The following is a 14592-nucleotide window of genomic DNA, read 5'->3' on the forward strand; positions in this document are numbered from 1 at the left end:
TTATTTAATAGTTATCATTAAAAAATATTAATTTCACATTTTTAAATCCAATTCTTCTTAATGCAACAAGAAAAAATAAAAATATCACAGGCTGTTATCTGGATAAGCTCTATTGTTTTGGGGGCACTTTCCTCAGTTCCTCAGCTTGCTTCCCATGATTTTAATCTCATGGAAGCTGTGGTTAATGCAGCCATTACTTCAGCATTTGCAGTTGTTATGTGGTACCTCAACATTTTTTTACTCAATCGTAATACAAAGAAACGTCAGGGAATTTCATACTCCCGGCTTTTGGTTGTCCTTGCCCTGGGGATGGTTGTGATGTTTGGCCTTGCCTGGATCCAGCAGCTTATTTTATCCCATATTAATTTCGGACCTGTTATGCTGATGGTGGAAGTAAGAGGAATCCTTATCAACCTTGTTTTCTATATGTTTTTAAATCTTGTACAGCATAATTACGCCGGCCAGCAGGTTCATCTGGAACTAGAAAAAGTAAAAAGCGATAATTTAGGTGCTCAATATGAATTATTAAAACAACAGGTAAATCCCCATTTTCTTTTCAACAGTTTAAATACGCTTAAATCCATGGTGGAAACGCATGATGAGGAAACCATTGATTTCATTATCAAGCTTTCTGACTTTTATCGTTTCACCCTGGAAAGCAGAAAACTCGACCTTATCACCGTTGAAGAAGAAATGAAAATACTTAATTCTTACCTTTTCCTGCAAAAAGCCAGGTTTGGTAACGGATTTACCTTTACCGATACTCTCGGTAAAGATACGCTCAAAACCCTTATCCCTCCGTTTACCCTGCAATTACTGGTGGAAAACTGTATTAAACACAATATTGTTTCCCAGAGTAAACCTCTTCATATCAGCATCTATGATGCTAATCAAAAGATCATTATTGAAAATCCTATCCAGCGGAAATTGGTTCCGGAAGATTCATTAGGAGTTGGCCTGAATAACGTCAATATGCGTTACAAACATCTTCTGGACCAGGAAATCGACATTTTAGATAACAATCAAATTTTCCAAATAAAACTACCATTTATCCATGAATATCATCATCATTGAAGACGAGTTCAGAGCCGCAAAATCCTTACAGAATTTAATTAAAGAACTAAAACCGGAATCTGTTATATCCGGAGTTTATGACAGCATAGAATCCAGTGTGGCTGCTTTGCAGAACAATACAAAGCCCGACCTGATCTTTATGGACATCCACCTTTCTGATGGGTTATCATTTGAAATTTTTAAGCAGGCAGATATTACCTGCCCCGTGGTCTTTTGTACTGCCTTTGACCAGTATATGCTGGACGCTTTCAAAAGTAAAGGAGTAGATTACGTTTTAAAACCTTTTTCACGTGAAGATATTGCAGAGGCATTACGAAAAGTGGACGAGCTCAAAAAGTTTTTCCAGAAAACGGAAATCCCGGAACTGGAAGCACTTTTACAAAAAATAGCTCAGCCACAAACTGCTACCAAAAGTAGTTTCCTGGTCTTTAAAAATCAAAAATACACCACTATTCTTACCGAAAATATAGCCTATTTCTACATTCACAACGAAATGACCCATCTGGTTACTTTTGATAAACAACAATTTTCACTTTCACAATCGTTGGGACAGGTCGCTGAGCAGGTTTCTCCAAAACAATTTTTCAGGGTGAACAGGCAGTATATTGTGAATTTCAGCGCTATTAAAGAAATGGAGCATTATTTCCAACGTAAAATCTATGTAAAGTTAGTTATCGACACACCGGAAAAGCTTCTTATCAATAAAGAAAAAACGCATAGTTTCTTTTCCTGGCTGGAAGATCGTTAACAGCTAATTTCTTAAATCTATATTTTTCAGGGTTCACCTTTCGATTTGTCTGGTTGAGCCCTTTTTTCATTTTTTAGCATCCCCTAGGTATCTACTTTTGAATAAAAATTAAAAGAAATGATATCTAAAAAACTTTTCATAGTAGGAGCATTTGTAGCTTTACTATTTACTGTTTCTGCCTTTATGCAGAAAGATAAACCACATGAAAGCTTTAAAAAAATTGCATCAGGTAAAAGCAATGGCTTTGCGGTCCTTGAACTCTTTACTTCTGAAGGATGTTCAAGCTGCCCTCCGGCAGATGCCCTGATGGGAGAAATTAAAGAGAACAACAAAGATCAGCCTGTCTATATTCTCGCGTATCATGTGGATTACTGGAACCGTCTAGGATGGAAAGACAGATTCAGCAGCATTGAAAATTCAGAGCGCCAACAGCAATACAGCAGAATACTGGATTCCCAGGTATACACCCCACAGCTCGTTGTCAACGGAAAACAACAATTTGTAGGATCAGACAGGGAAGCTGTAGAAAACTCCATCATCAACGCTGTAAGCCACACAGCAAGCAGTTCTATAGACCTTAAAGCTGAATCCGATTCTAAGCAGATCAATATTCACTATAAGGTATCAGGAAATGATTCTCATAGTAAACTCTTACTTACATTGGTACAGAAAAAAGCATCAACTAACGTTGCAAAAGGTGAAAATGAAGGACGACACCTGAATCACTGGCAAATTGTTCACAAGCAGATTCAGATTTCATTACAAAATAATTCTGAAGGTGTTTCTACTTTTTCAATACCTGAAAACTTCAATACCACAGACTGGGAAATTATAGGATTTGTTCAAAATACAAAAACCGGCCAGATCTCAGGTGCATCAAAAGCTACATTTCAATAACATACACATTAAACAATATATAACAATTTAAAACAATAAAAAAATGAAAACAAAAACAACAAAAATCATCTATTGGTCAGGCGCTATCTTTATGTCATTATGGTTTGGAGCAAGTGGCTTCTTTGAATTGACTAAAAATCCGGTAGTATGGGATATTACCCAGCAGCTAGGATACCCTCCTCACTTTATTTATATCCTTGGTGTTTTTAAACTTGCAGGAGTTACCGTACTTTTAATTCCAAACAAATTACTGAGATTAAAAGAATGGATATTCGCCGGAATGTTTTTCGATATTATTTTCGCATTCTTTTCCAAAATTGCCGTCCTAGGATTTCCTTCTACGATCGATGCGATCATAGCATTTTCAGTCCTTTCCGTTACATATCTTATGTTCAGAAAAATGTACAGTCCGGAATTGATCTTTGATGAACCCGGCTTTTAATTCAAAGTTCTCCTTAATAAGAAAATCCTACTGTTCTCAGTAGGATTTTCTTATTCTTTTTAGCTCATAAAAACCTCAGGAACCCATTCAAATGTGTTCCCTTTCTTTTTAGTAAACCCTAAACCGGGCCATGGTAAATGGTACGCAAAAGCTCTGGATCTCGTTTCCGCCAGTTGTTCAAGTATTTTTTTCCTTGAAGCAATGGCTATATCGAGGTCCGTATCACCAAAGTATCCCCAGTCAGGATGCGGAAATAAAATGACATCCGAGTGCATTAAATCTGCAATATATAGAAGTTGTTCATTACCTGAGGTAATAGTAACCAAAGTAAGACCTGGTGTATGTCCTGGAGCTAACTGAAAACTGAATTGATTATACAGCATCTTTTCAAGATCATAAAATTTTAATTGAGGTTGTATCACCTTAAGAATATTCTGAATGCCAGGAATAATCTGATTAAGAAATTCGGGTTGATCCTTTAGTGCGCTGTTAGTGAAATCCTTGATTGTTGCCTTCATCCAGAAATCATATTCAACTTTTGAAATAAACAACCGGGCATTTGGAAAAACCAATTGATTCTGCTTATCTACTACTCCACCTATATGATCAGGATGAGCGTGAGAAAGAAATACATCTGTAATATCAGAAGGTAAAAAACCAGCCTTTTTAAGGCTTTTCAATAAAAATCCGGTTCTGCTATCGGCAAAAATTCCCATCCCGGTATCCAGTAGAATCAATCTGTCTTTTGTTTTAACCAACAGTACATTCATTGCCATGTCGATCGAATTTTCCGGACGGAAATTATCTTTGAGTATTGCTTTCAATTCAGATATATTTCCACGTGGAGCAAAGGAATTAAGATTTTCCTCATGGATTAATCCATCTGTAAGAATAAATAAGTCCAGATCGTCCAATTTTATTTTTTTCACTCCGGAAAGATCATCTTCTGCGCTTATACTGAAGGAATTTTTCTCCCGCGCCAACGAGCTGGAAAAAGGAATTATACTAAAAGCTCCTGCTAAAATTCCATTTTTTAAAAGTTCTCTTCTATTCATGATTAAATGTGTGCTTTTCTGATTTTGATCATACTTAAAATAAAAAGCCCCAAAATACCCAGCACAAAGTAACCTTCTGCTACCTGCAGCTGGAACTGAGGTTTTATAAGACTTGCAATACCATAGCTTATGGCTGAAGTAATGATAAATGCCACTCCTCCGGTTAATCCTCCGGCAATACCTGCCGAACTTGGAAATCGTCCGATACAATAAGAAAAATAGTTATTGAAAATAAATCCGGCTGTCACATGAATTGCAAAAGCAAAAGCAACAAGGCTGTACAGATTACTTACATAGTAAGAAAAAATGAACATTAAAATAATTAAAATCAACTGAATAAAATTAGCATATCGGATCTTAGGCAGAAAGGCCTTGTTGATTAACGCTTTTCCCAAAAACCCACCTGTCATCCAGGCCAATCCCAAAATCAGAGAAACATATCCCGCAGTAACTTCAGAATATCCCATTTTATGCTCGATAATAAAGGCCCCGCATAGATTAAAGAATATTACCATCGCATAACTAAGCCCACACATCAGCATCCCATAGAAAAAATCTTTGGTTTTAAACATGGAATTATACTCTTGGATCAGGAAACTGATGCGAAAAGGATTCCGTACCTTTAAAGTCTCCCCCGAAAATACCAGTTCTAAAATAAGAAGCAGTAAACTGTATCCCGCCAGAACGTAGAAATTGGATTGCCATCCGAAACTCTTTTGGAGATAACCTCCGATGAACGGAGCGATGATAGGCCCTACAGACCATACGATCGTCATGATACTCAAATAATGTTTTCGCTGTTCTCCTTCGTACACGTCTACAAAAAAGGCCCGCTTGGAAACGACGGCAAAACCGGATAACATACCGTGGAGGACACGCATCGCATAGATTACCATAATATTTTTAGTCGTTGCCGTAATTAAAAAGGTGATCACAAAAAAGGCCAGTGAAAAAATGGACACCGGATAACGCCCAAATGAATCTACAACACTCCCGGCAAAGAACTGCGTTATTCCATAGCTGATCAAAAATATAGAAAGTGTAAGCTGGATACTGCTTTCAGGTAAATGAAGCTCTGTTGCCATGCTGGGCATAGAAGGTAAATAAATATCCGTTGCCAGACCAGACATCGGAATTACTGCAAAAGCCAGCACAGTAGCTATCAATTGATTCTTTTCTTTAAGAGTTCTCATTCCTCTTTTTATTTTTCTTTCAAAAAAAATCTGGATTTCCGAATAATCAGAAATCCAAACTTAAAATTTATTTAATTATTAACCAGTTTCATTGAACCCTCGTTATATCTTTCTCCCACATTTGGATATTTCTTCAGAATCGTATCAATAGTATCAAGTTCAGATTGTGAAAGCTCTACATCAATCGCTCCGATATTTTCTTCGAGATACTTAATACGCTTGGTTCCTGGGATAGGAATAATATCATCCCCTTGATTAAGTACCCAGGCCAAAGCCAGCTGGGTTCCTTTGATTCCTTTGGAGCTTGCCAGTTCATTAAATTCCTGAACCAGCTTTCTGTTGTTCTCAAGACTTTCTTCCTGGTAACGTGGTAAAGACCTTCTGAAATCATCTTCTCCAAAATTCTGTACCTCATTAATGTTAGCAAAGAGCCCTCTTGCCAGTGGAGAATAAGGAACTAAGGCAATCCCCAGCTCTCTTATGGTTGGCAAAATTTCTTTTTCTACATCTTTTGTTAAAATGGAGTATTCCGATTGTAACGCAGTAATGGGATGAATTTTATTTGCCTTTTTGATAGATTCTGCTGAAGCCTCAGACAAACCTATATATTTTACTTTTCCGGCCTTTACAAGTTCAGCCATGGCTCCCACTGTTTCTTCAACGGGCACATTCGGATCTACCCTGTGTGCATAATAAAGATCTATCGTATCGATTTTTAATCGTTGTAGACTTAAATCTACAGCCTGTCTGATCCATTCCGGCGAACCATCAAAATAAGTCCCGGGAGCACCACTATGGCTAGCTTTACCGTCCTTAAACCTGAATCCGAATTTTGTGGCAATGAATATTTTATCCCTGTTCGGAACAAGCACTTTGGAAATTAGTTTTTCATTTTCTCCGTTAGCATACATGTCTGCAGTATCCCAGAAATTAACTCCAAGATCCAATGCTTTGTGTAATGTATCAATGCTTTCCTTTTCATCTGTAGGTCCGTAAGCAAAGCTCATTCCCATACATCCCAAACCTATTGCAGATAGCTGCTCTCCTGTGTTTCCTAATTTTCTAAATTTCATGATTTTTTTGTGGTTTTAAATTACTGAAACAAAATTACAACAACATCAATGATGATTGCATATAGAATTCAAACTAAGAATTATAAAATTCAAACTAAGTTACTTCGCAGTGCATTGGGAGTTCTTCCTGTTTGTTTTTTAAAATAATTAGTAAAATAAGCAGGTTCCTCAAATCCTAACCCGTAAGCAATTTCAGAAATATTCCAATCCGTATGCTTCAGCAAAGCATTGGCCTCCTGAATAATCCTGGAAGTGATCTGTTGTGTGGTTGTTTTACCTGTAATCTCCTTTACGGAGCGATTAAGGGAGTTCACATGTACGGAAAGACTCTCCGCATAATCATTAGGGGTTCTTAGTTTTAAATAGGATTCGGGACTATCGATAGGAAACTGCCTCTCTAATAATTCCATGAACAAGGATGCCACTCTTTGTGAAGCATTCTGATGATACTCAAAGTTTTCGGCAGGGTTCATCTTCATGGTTTCATGGATTAAAAGATGTAAATAGCTTCGAAGCATATCATATTTATGAATATAATCAGAATCAATTTCTGTCATCATTTTTACAAATAAGTCAGAAACTGTTTTTTGCTGTTCTTCATTAACAAAGAAAACAGGTGTTCCCCCTATTTTAAAAAGCGGTGAATCCTGGAGGTTTCCCAAACGGCTTCCATTTTGAAGAAACTCATCGGTAAACAGACAAAACCACCCTGTCTGGTTATCATCATCAGCTTCCCAGGAATATGGTATTACCGGATTAGAGAACAGCAGCGCAGGCCTATCCACACGGATCCATTTATTCGCATAGTGAAGTTTTCCTTTCCCGATAATCAGGGATACTTTATAAAAATCCCTTCTGCTGTAAGGAGTAACCAATGCACAATTATCCCGTGAAAAGACATTAAAATGTCCCAGTCCGGAATTAGAAAGGCAGGAAGGATAAACCCTTACCTGCGTACGGTTATAAAATTCCTGTAATGACTCTGATGATTCCATAAGACAAAGTTATAAAATTCAAACAAAAACAAAATAACTTCCTTCTTATTCTTGCGACACAAAAATGACTGATCTTACGAACAGCCATCAAGAAAAATTTGAATATATAGTGAAATGTGATTAATACGGTGTTCATGTCATTTCAATTAAAATGCCAAAGCAAAAGAAATCATTTATTAATATTTGTTAAAGGATCATAAGCAACTGAGAATGTAACGAATAAATTTGCCGGTGGAATGCAGGTTATGAAATCCGTTATAGAAAGAATAAGTAGGATTACTGATCATTATGTTCAAATACCAACTATTGCCTGGCTTAATTGAAAAGAATATAAATAACGATTAACTTCTTATAAATTGGTGAATTATATGATTATAATTTGTAATTTTAAAGAAGAGATCTGATTTTCAGGCTCTCAAGATCATTTATTACTCAATCTAATTTCAATACTTATGGAAAATATAAAATTTGAAATATCTCCATATCAGGATGAATTGCAGATATTAATTGACGACAAGAAGGCTGGCTATATGTCCATAGCGATTGATGGCAGACAATTAATTGTATATTATACAAAGCTTAATGAAGAACTCGAAGGACACGGATATGCCAAGATGCTTTTAGATGAATTGGTACGGTACGCAGAGGAAAAGGACCTGCTGATAGATCCTGAATGTGATTTTGTAAGACAACAGTTTGAAAATCACCCGAAACGATATAACGACATCTGGCACGCCTGATATCAATCCTCCCACCAGGCTTTGAACTGATGATCCTGCTCATCCAGGCTAACTGTTTCACCGATCATAGGAGTAAGAATACGTAGATTTTTTTCCTTACCTAAACTTGTTATTTTTTGCAATGGCTCATTCCATGGATGTAGGGCTAAAGCAAATTTCGAAGAGTGAACAGGAATAATATTCCTTGCATTAACATCTATACTCGCCTGTATAACATCTTCAGGAAGTGCATGAATGTATTTCCATGCTTCATTGTACTGGCCGTTTTCCATGATTGCATAATCGAAAGGACCATATTGATCACCGATCATTTTAAAGTGGGTATCATAACCGCTATCCCCTCCTAAAAATATCTTTTTAGTAGGAGTTTCCAAAACGTAAGAAGTCCACAATGTTCCGTTCCTCTTTATTTTTCTTCCTGAAAAATGTCTTGCCGGAGTAAAAGTAATTTTAATATTATTCTTTAAATATGCCATTCCTCCCCATTCTTCTTCAATAAGCATATTTTCTTGATAACCCCATTTTTCAAAATGTGCTCCGACTCCCAATGGCAAAATAACACTTCCTACCCTATCTTTTATCTTTTTGACAGTAGGATAATCCAAATGATCAAAGTGATCATGGGTAATAACAAGATAATCAAGTTCCGGGATATCCTCGGGTTTGAAAATATCAGACCCTGGAAAAGCTTTGTTAAAAAATTTAAATGGAGAGCCATACGTACTCAAAACAGGATCTATCAGAAAGGATACTCCATCTGTCTGAATGAAATAAGATGAATGCCCTAACCAGACATATACATCCTGGTCTTTTGGGATCTCTTTTAAAATGGTATGAACTGATGGTATATTTTTCAGTGGCTTTAAAAGCGGATCTTTTTTAGCCACAAAAAAATCATACAGAACCTTTGGCATGCTATAGCCTTCAGCAATTGATGGTGTATAACTAAGGTTTCGAAACTGTTTATCTTTATAAAGCTTTGAATGCTTCATTCTCTCCAGTCTTTTTCCAGCAGGTTCGGCACCAAAAACTTCCCGGCTTGTTATTATGTAGTATGCTAATATAAGCAGGATGGCAATCGCAATAAATAAATACATCATTTGATAAATAAAGTTCAAATGTATTAACTTTTACTGTGAATTGGTAGACCGGCCTAATAAATAACTCATTTATTTAACGCAATATTATAGTTCACACTTAAAAAATTATTAGTATTTTAATATCAGGATGATTTTAAACGCCTAAATTTGTAGGTTTTAAACACAAAAATTTTGAAAATTACATTTATTTTATTTGGACTTATTTTTCTGTGGTCCTGTTCTTCTCTCACCAATAGCGAGCGGCAGGAAGGGACACTTATTGAGCCTGAGCAGCTCAAAAAAGATGTGGATTATGCATATACTAAATTAAAAGAAATGCATCCTCAGCTCTACAGATATATTACAAGAAAAGATCTGGATTTTAAAATCGACAGCATTAAGCAAACTATCAACGAACCTCTTACTCCAACACAGTTTTATTTCAAATTGCAACCCGTTATTACAAGCATCAGAGAAGGGCATCTCTCACTGATGATTCCTTTTGAAAAATTAAAGCGTGAATATGGAGGAAGAAAATTATTTACGTACTTCAAATATTACATCAAGGATGACCATCTTTATATCGTCGCGAATAAAGATTCCATTCAGAATATAAAACCAGGCACCGAAATACTGAGTATCAATAATATTCCGATATCTTTCTATATCAGCAAATACAGAAAGCTGATCAGCAGTGATGGCAGAAATACGACATTTACACCCTATTACCTGAAAGATATGTTTTTTGTTTTTTTCAGCATGGAAAACGGCTTTTTGGAACAGGTGAAAATTGAAACCTTGTATAACAATAAAAAACAAACTTTCATTATCGAACGGGATAAGCAAAGCGAAGCAGAAAAGGCTAAATCTCAAACCCAGGCTAACGGAAGCTTTCATTGTCCTATGAACAGAAATTTCAAATTTCTTGATGAGAACAATTCAATTGCATACATCAATATAAAAAAATTCTCAAACAATAAATCTGACAGGTTTTATAAAAATACATTCGAAAGAATTAAAGAAGCTAAATCAGACTATCTGATATTAGACATCCGGAATAATTACGGAGGTTCTTTACAGGAAATTAATAATCTTTATTCCTATCTTGTTTCAGAACCATTTACTTTAATAAAACCTTCGAGGCTCAATTCAGGCTATACCCCATTAAAAACAAATTATTTCAAAAAGAGCAGCCCTTTGGAATATGCATTAAAAGGAATTACCTATCCAACATACTTTTTCCTTAAAACCCTTCATACTTATAAAGGCAACGACGGCAAATTCTATTATAAGATAAAAGCAGACAATGTAACAAAACCCAATAAAAATGCTTTTCATGGAAAAATTTTTGTACTGGTTAATGGCGGAAGTTATTCTGCATCTTCCATTATCAGCTCAAAACTCAAGTTTGATAAGGTAGCAACCCTCGTCGGAGAGGAAACAGGCGGGGCAAATGACGGAACCGTAGCCGGATTTTATTCTTATCAGGTCCTTCCTAACTCCAAACTTACACTGCCTATCGGCTTACTGCTGGTAAATCCGAATATAACACTCACCAACTCTCAGAGAGGGGTGATCCCGGATGTAACGATCACAGAAACTTTACAGGATATCATCAACAAAAATGATGTACAGCTTGCGTGGGTAAAAAAGGAGATTGAAAAAGAGAAAGCCAGAAAGATTAAATAGATCTTCAGATGAAAAATGCATTTTTTTCCGTTCAAAAAAGAGATTCGGAATATTATAAAAATATCACCAGCGATTCTTTTTATCACATCTTCCTGTTGGAAGGAGTGGGAAAAATCATTGTAGATTTCGTGGAATATGATTTTGAGGGAAACATTGTCCTTTTTTCTTCCCCTTTCCAGAATATCCGGATCGTCACTGAGACCGTTCTTAAGATTGATGATCTCAGCTTCCACAGTGATTTTTATTGCATAGAATTTCATAAGAAAGAAGTAGCCTGTAACGGATTGCTTTTTAACAATATTTACCTCTTTCCTTATTTCAAACTGACTGCAGAGGTCTTTGAAGAAATTTCAGGCTATTTTTCTAAGATCCGGAAAGTAGATCCTGAGGAGGATTTTTCACAGGCCGTTTTACAATCTTATCTGCAGTTAATTCTGGCAATTTGCAGTAAAGAAAAAAATAAAATATTCCCGGACAAGGATCTGATAAAGGATGATTTCAAAGAGTTAAAATCTTTCCAGGATTTGGTAGAAATTCATTTCCTTACGGAAAAAAATCTATCGTTTTACGCCGATCTTTTACATATCACTCCCAACACGTTAAGCAAAAAGATCAAATCCCGATTTAATAAAACACCTTCTCAGATTATTCAGGGAAGAGTTATCCTGGAGTCTAAAAAACAAATTCACCTGACCCGGAAATCCATGAAAGAAATTGCAGCAGAACTTAACTTCAGTGATGAATTTTATTTCAGTAAATATTTTAAAAAACATACCGGCGTTTCCCCTACTCATTTCAGGAAAGAAGCAGGAATTTCCATCGTTGCAGATTTGTACAAATAACGTCCACAATTCTCCATTTTATGGGTTATACATTCAATCTAATTTTGTCAAAAAAATAATATGATTGAATTCTTAGCACACTCACAGAAAAACTTCATCCATATTCTAAGGATTAGTGTTTTTATCGTTATGGCCTGGATCGGAGGACTAAAAGCATTTCATTATGAAGCGGAAGGTATTATTCCTTTCGTAGCCAATTCTCCTTTTATGAGTTTCTTCCTTAATACGAAATCTTCAGATGCAGATAACTACAAATTCCATAAAAATAAAGAAGGAGAGTGGATTCCAGCCAATGTAAAATGGCATGAAGCAAATGGTACCTACGTGTTTTCCTATGCATTGGGAAGTTTCATTGTTGGCATTGGAATTCTTGTTGTATTGGGTATATTCTATCCAAAGATTGGTTTATTATCCGGGATTTTAACCGCGGGAATGTCAATAGTAACGCTTTCATTTCTGATTACAACTCCCGAAACATGGGTTCCGGATCTCGGAGGGCCTGATCATGGTTTTCCTTTCCTCTCAGGAGCCGGCAGACTGGTGATCAAAGATATGATCATGTTGGGGGCCGGATTGGTAATAGCTTCTGACTCAGCAAAAAGTATTTTAAGCAGATAAATTTTCGGCGGGCATTTTTGCCCGCCGAAAATTTATCCCTGAAATTCTATCACAAGATTTTCTATTGTTACAATATACTTACCATAAAACTTTTGAAACCAATACTTCCCAAGTAAATACAAAGAAAACAATCCAAACAATACAGAACCTATAAGGATTCCGGCAATCTTAAGATCACTTAACGGTTGTGGTCTTGGAATAAATTCAAGCACAATAATAATTTCACATACCAGAAAAGGGATAAAACTGAGATAAAATGAAAGGTAATATTGTTTATTGAGCTCAAATTGATGAAGCAGGTCCTTTAATCCATCGTAAGTTTTCATTTGCGGGTTACTCATGTCCTTGTAAAGCTTAAAAAATTTACTGAAAAAGAAAAATGTAACTATGGCCATAGAAGCCAAAAGTATCGTGAGATAAAACTTAAATTTAAAAGGAGCACCACATAACCAGACAATGGCAAATCCAAAAATAAAAATCCCAATTGTGGAGAAGAATTCCTTTCTCATATTTTTACGCATCCTTTCCAAAGGAAGGCTAATCTTGTTTTTATTTTCAATACTGATTTCCGGTGTTTCTTCAAAAACATCATCATTCCAGGTATTTTTCAATTCATCTATATTCATTGTTATTGATTTAAAATTAGTACTTATTTGTGTTTAAGATATCTTTTAACTTATTTTTGGCGCGGTTCATTTTCACCCTTACATTACCTTCTGAAATTCCCATTTGCTCAGCGATTTCACGTCCGGGAAAATCTTCCAGATAATAAAATATAAAAGCCTTATCAATAGGATTCAATTGATGGATAGCCTGATACATAGCCGCCAGCTTTTCCTCTTTTTCGTGGTCATATTCCTCCTGTTCGATTTTGTAATGGGCAAAATCATCATTTCCTATAAAGCTTCTTTTCTTTTCGGATTTAAGAAAGATAATGGCCGTATTCAGGGCTATTCTGTACAACCAGGTTGAAAATTCACTTTGCCCTTTAAATCCTGGATATGCTCTCCAAACCTGATAGGTAATTTCCTGAAAGAGATCATCGCGGTCGTCTTTATCATCCATGTACATTTTAGAAATCTTAAAAATGATTCCTTTATGCTTTTCGATTCTTTCTAAAAATTCTTTTTCTAGTATGCTCATGGTTCCTGGCTCTATGGAGTTAGTGACATTTCATAGAAAATGTTACAATCTTTTGTAAAAAATAGTGAAATCTAATAGATCAATAAAAAGTTTGATATCACATTTTCTTTTTACCATTTGGTAAATCGAATAAAATACAGTTATGGGAAATTTGTATCATAAAATAAATAGAAATGATATCAACAACAAATCCCTTAGAAGGAAAACATGTCATTGTCATGGGAGGCAGTGCAGGAATAGGTTTTGCAACCGCTAAAGCTGCCGCTGAAAAAGGAGCTGTTATTACTATTGTTGCTTCGAATCAACAACGTATAGATTCCGCTCTGAAGCAACTTCCCGGGAATGCAAAAGGTCAGGTTGCAGACCTAAGCAAAGAAGAAAATATTAAAAATTTCTTTGCTGTTCAATCCTCTTTTGATCATCTGGTATACACCGCCGGTGAAAACCTTCAACTGAACCATATTGATGAAACTTCCCTTTCAGAAGCGCAAAAATTCTTTACAATCCGGTATTGGGGTGCTCTTGCTGCTGTAAAATATGGTGCTCCGAAAATAAATCAAGGTGGATCCATTACTTTAACGAGTGGAATTGCAGGCAACCGGCCGGGAAAAGGTTGGGGTATTGCAGCCAGCATTACTTCAGCCATGGAAGGTTTTGCCAGAGCAATGGCAGTTGAACTTGCTCCAACGAGAGTTAATATCGTATCTCCTGGCATAGTAAAAACAGATCTATGGGGAGCTATCCCGGAAAATGAACGGGAGAAAATGTATCAACAATATGCGGAGGCATTATTGGTAAGAAAAGTAGCCACTCCTGAAGATATTGCTCTTGCTTATATTTACCTGATGGAGCAAAGTTTCGGGACGGGTAATACAATAGTTGCAGATGGCGGCGGGGTGCTAGTTTAAAAAAGAATGCAATTTTCAGCATAGGGTTTAAAGGATTCATATTTTAAGTTTTAAGCTGAACTAAATAAAAAACCGTACTTCATTTAAATTGAGTAC

General features: G+C 36.1%; 16 protein-coding genes. 9 read left to right on the top strand and 7 right to left on the bottom strand.

Going from position 1 to position 14592, the window contains the following annotated elements:
- Positions 1 to 60: 60 nt before the first annotated feature.
- The 4 genes from PFY10_05700 (at position 61) to PFY10_05715 (ending at position 3161) form a co-directional block, all read left to right on the top strand.
- Positions 61 to 1074, top strand: a complete 1014-nt coding sequence (locus PFY10_05700) for a sensor histidine kinase (protein ID WBV57934.1) — start codon at positions 61 to 63, stop codon at positions 1072 to 1074.
- Positions 1055 to 1822: a LytTR family DNA-binding domain-containing protein gene (locus tag PFY10_05705; protein WBV57935.1), complete on the top strand. Its 768-nt coding sequence runs from the start codon at positions 1055 to 1057 to the stop codon at positions 1820 to 1822. Before PFY10_05700 ends, PFY10_05705 begins: the two co-directional genes overlap by 20 nt.
- Before the next feature lie 117 nt (positions 1823 to 1939).
- A complete protein-coding gene (locus PFY10_05710) occupies positions 1940 to 2719 on the top strand; it encodes a DUF1223 domain-containing protein (protein WBV57936.1) in 780 nt (259 codons plus the stop codon).
- A 43-nt stretch (positions 2720 to 2762) separates the two neighbouring features.
- A complete protein-coding gene (locus PFY10_05715) occupies positions 2763 to 3161 on the top strand; it encodes a DoxX family protein (GenBank protein WBV57937.1) in 399 nt (132 codons plus the stop codon).
- Between the two features lie 59 nt (positions 3162 to 3220).
- Here PFY10_05715 and PFY10_05720 read toward each other — a convergent pair whose 3' ends face one another.
- From PFY10_05720 to PFY10_05735, 4 genes are all read right to left on the bottom strand, one after another.
- Positions 3221 to 4216 (bottom strand): MBL fold metallo-hydrolase, encoded by a 996-nt coding sequence (locus tag PFY10_05720; protein WBV57938.1) that lies wholly within the window; start codon positions 4214 to 4216, stop codon positions 3221 to 3223.
- Between the two features lie 2 nt (positions 4217 to 4218).
- Positions 4219 to 5409: an MFS transporter gene (locus PFY10_05725; protein WBV57939.1), complete on the bottom strand. Its 1191-nt coding sequence runs from the start codon at positions 5407 to 5409 to the stop codon at positions 4219 to 4221.
- Between the two features lie 71 nt (positions 5410 to 5480).
- Positions 5481 to 6482: an aldo/keto reductase gene (locus PFY10_05730; GenBank protein ID WBV57940.1), complete on the bottom strand. Its 1002-nt coding sequence runs from the start codon at positions 6480 to 6482 to the stop codon at positions 5481 to 5483.
- A gap of 89 nt (positions 6483 to 6571) precedes the next feature.
- Positions 6572 to 7477, bottom strand: a complete 906-nt coding sequence (locus PFY10_05735; protein WBV57941.1) for a helix-turn-helix transcriptional regulator — start codon at positions 7475 to 7477, stop codon at positions 6572 to 6574.
- 452 nt (positions 7478 to 7929) lie between these two features.
- Here PFY10_05735 and PFY10_05740 point away from each other — a divergent pair, with 452 nt between their 5' ends.
- Positions 7930 to 8217, top strand: a complete 288-nt coding sequence (locus tag PFY10_05740) for a GNAT family N-acetyltransferase (protein ID WBV57942.1) — start codon at positions 7930 to 7932, stop codon at positions 8215 to 8217.
- 2 nt (positions 8218 to 8219) lie between these two features.
- Here PFY10_05740 and PFY10_05745 read toward each other — a convergent pair whose 3' ends face one another.
- Complete coding sequence (locus PFY10_05745) at positions 8220 to 9317, bottom strand: MBL fold metallo-hydrolase (GenBank protein ID WBV57943.1); 1098 nt, start codon at positions 9315 to 9317, stop codon at positions 8220 to 8222.
- Positions 9318 to 9488: 171 nt separating this feature from the next.
- On the opposite strand from PFY10_05745, the gene PFY10_05750 reads away from it, so the two are divergent.
- From PFY10_05750 to PFY10_05760, 3 genes are read left to right on the top strand one after another with little or no spacing between them, the layout of a single operon-like run.
- Positions 9489 to 10985 (top strand): S41 family peptidase, encoded by a 1497-nt coding sequence (locus PFY10_05750; protein ID WBV57944.1) that lies wholly within the window; start codon positions 9489 to 9491, stop codon positions 10983 to 10985.
- 8 nt (positions 10986 to 10993) lie between these two features.
- Entirely contained in the window at positions 10994 to 11827 is an 834-nt protein-coding gene (locus PFY10_05755) for a helix-turn-helix domain-containing protein (GenBank protein WBV57945.1), read from the top strand.
- A gap of 60 nt (positions 11828 to 11887) precedes the next feature.
- On the top strand, positions 11888 to 12445 hold the full coding sequence (locus PFY10_05760) for a DUF417 family protein (GenBank protein ID WBV57946.1): 558 nt from the start codon (positions 11888 to 11890) through the stop codon (positions 12443 to 12445).
- 32 nt (positions 12446 to 12477) lie between these two features.
- Here PFY10_05760 and PFY10_05765 read toward each other — a convergent pair whose 3' ends face one another.
- Together PFY10_05765 and PFY10_05770 are read right to left on the bottom strand one after the other, a co-directional pair.
- A complete protein-coding gene (locus PFY10_05765) occupies positions 12478 to 13071 on the bottom strand; it encodes a hypothetical protein (protein ID WBV57947.1) in 594 nt (197 codons plus the stop codon).
- Positions 13072 to 13087: 16 nt separating this feature from the next.
- Complete coding sequence (locus PFY10_05770) at positions 13088 to 13588, bottom strand: RNA polymerase sigma factor (GenBank protein ID WBV57948.1); 501 nt, start codon at positions 13586 to 13588, stop codon at positions 13088 to 13090.
- A gap of 173 nt (positions 13589 to 13761) precedes the next feature.
- On the opposite strand from PFY10_05770, the gene PFY10_05775 reads away from it, so the two are divergent.
- A complete protein-coding gene (locus tag PFY10_05775; GenBank protein ID WBV57949.1) occupies positions 13762 to 14496 on the top strand; it encodes an SDR family oxidoreductase in 735 nt (244 codons plus the stop codon).
- Positions 14497 to 14592 lie beyond the last annotated feature (96 nt).

Source organism: Chryseobacterium daecheongense (assembly GCA_027920525.1).
In the GTDB taxonomy this organism is placed as follows: domain Bacteria; phylum Bacteroidota; class Bacteroidia; order Flavobacteriales; family Weeksellaceae; genus Chryseobacterium; species Chryseobacterium proteolyticum.

Bases quoted from the DNA above. Each gene is read 5' to 3' on its own strand.
- PFY10_05760 (WBV57946.1), top strand. From the start codon at position 11,888: ATGATTGAATTCTTAGCACACTCACAGAAAAACTTCATCCATATTCTA.
- PFY10_05770 (WBV57948.1), bottom strand. From the start codon at position 13,588: ATGAGCATACTAGAAAAAGAATTTTTAGAAAGAATCGAAAAGCATAAA.
- PFY10_05720 (WBV57938.1), bottom strand. From the start codon at position 4,216: ATGAATAGAAGAGAACTTTTAAAAAATGGAATTTTAGCAGGAGCTTTT.
- PFY10_05730 (WBV57940.1), bottom strand. From the start codon at position 6,482: ATGAAATTTAGAAAATTAGGAAACACAGGAGAGCAGCTATCTGCAATA.
- PFY10_05775 (WBV57949.1), top strand. From the start codon at position 13,762: ATGATATCAACAACAAATCCCTTAGAAGGAAAACATGTCATTGTCATG.
- PFY10_05735 (WBV57941.1), bottom strand. From the start codon at position 7,477: ATGGAATCATCAGAGTCATTACAGGAATTTTATAACCGTACGCAGGTA.
- PFY10_05705 (WBV57935.1), top strand. From the start codon at position 1,055: ATGAATATCATCATCATTGAAGACGAGTTCAGAGCCGCAAAATCCTTA.
- PFY10_05765 (WBV57947.1), bottom strand. From the start codon at position 13,071: ATGAATATAGATGAATTGAAAAATACCTGGAATGATGATGTTTTTGAA.
- PFY10_05710 (WBV57936.1), top strand. From the start codon at position 1,940: ATGATATCTAAAAAACTTTTCATAGTAGGAGCATTTGTAGCTTTACTA.
- PFY10_05740 (WBV57942.1), top strand. From the start codon at position 7,930: ATGGAAAATATAAAATTTGAAATATCTCCATATCAGGATGAATTGCAG.
- PFY10_05700 (WBV57934.1), top strand. From the start codon at position 61: ATGCAACAAGAAAAAATAAAAATATCACAGGCTGTTATCTGGATAAGC.
- PFY10_05745 (WBV57943.1), bottom strand. From the start codon at position 9,317: ATGATGTATTTATTTATTGCGATTGCCATCCTGCTTATATTAGCATAC.
- PFY10_05755 (WBV57945.1), top strand. From the start codon at position 10,994: ATGAAAAATGCATTTTTTTCCGTTCAAAAAAGAGATTCGGAATATTAT.
- PFY10_05725 (WBV57939.1), bottom strand. From the start codon at position 5,409: ATGAGAACTCTTAAAGAAAAGAATCAATTGATAGCTACTGTGCTGGCT.
- PFY10_05715 (WBV57937.1), top strand. From the start codon at position 2,763: ATGAAAACAAAAACAACAAAAATCATCTATTGGTCAGGCGCTATCTTT.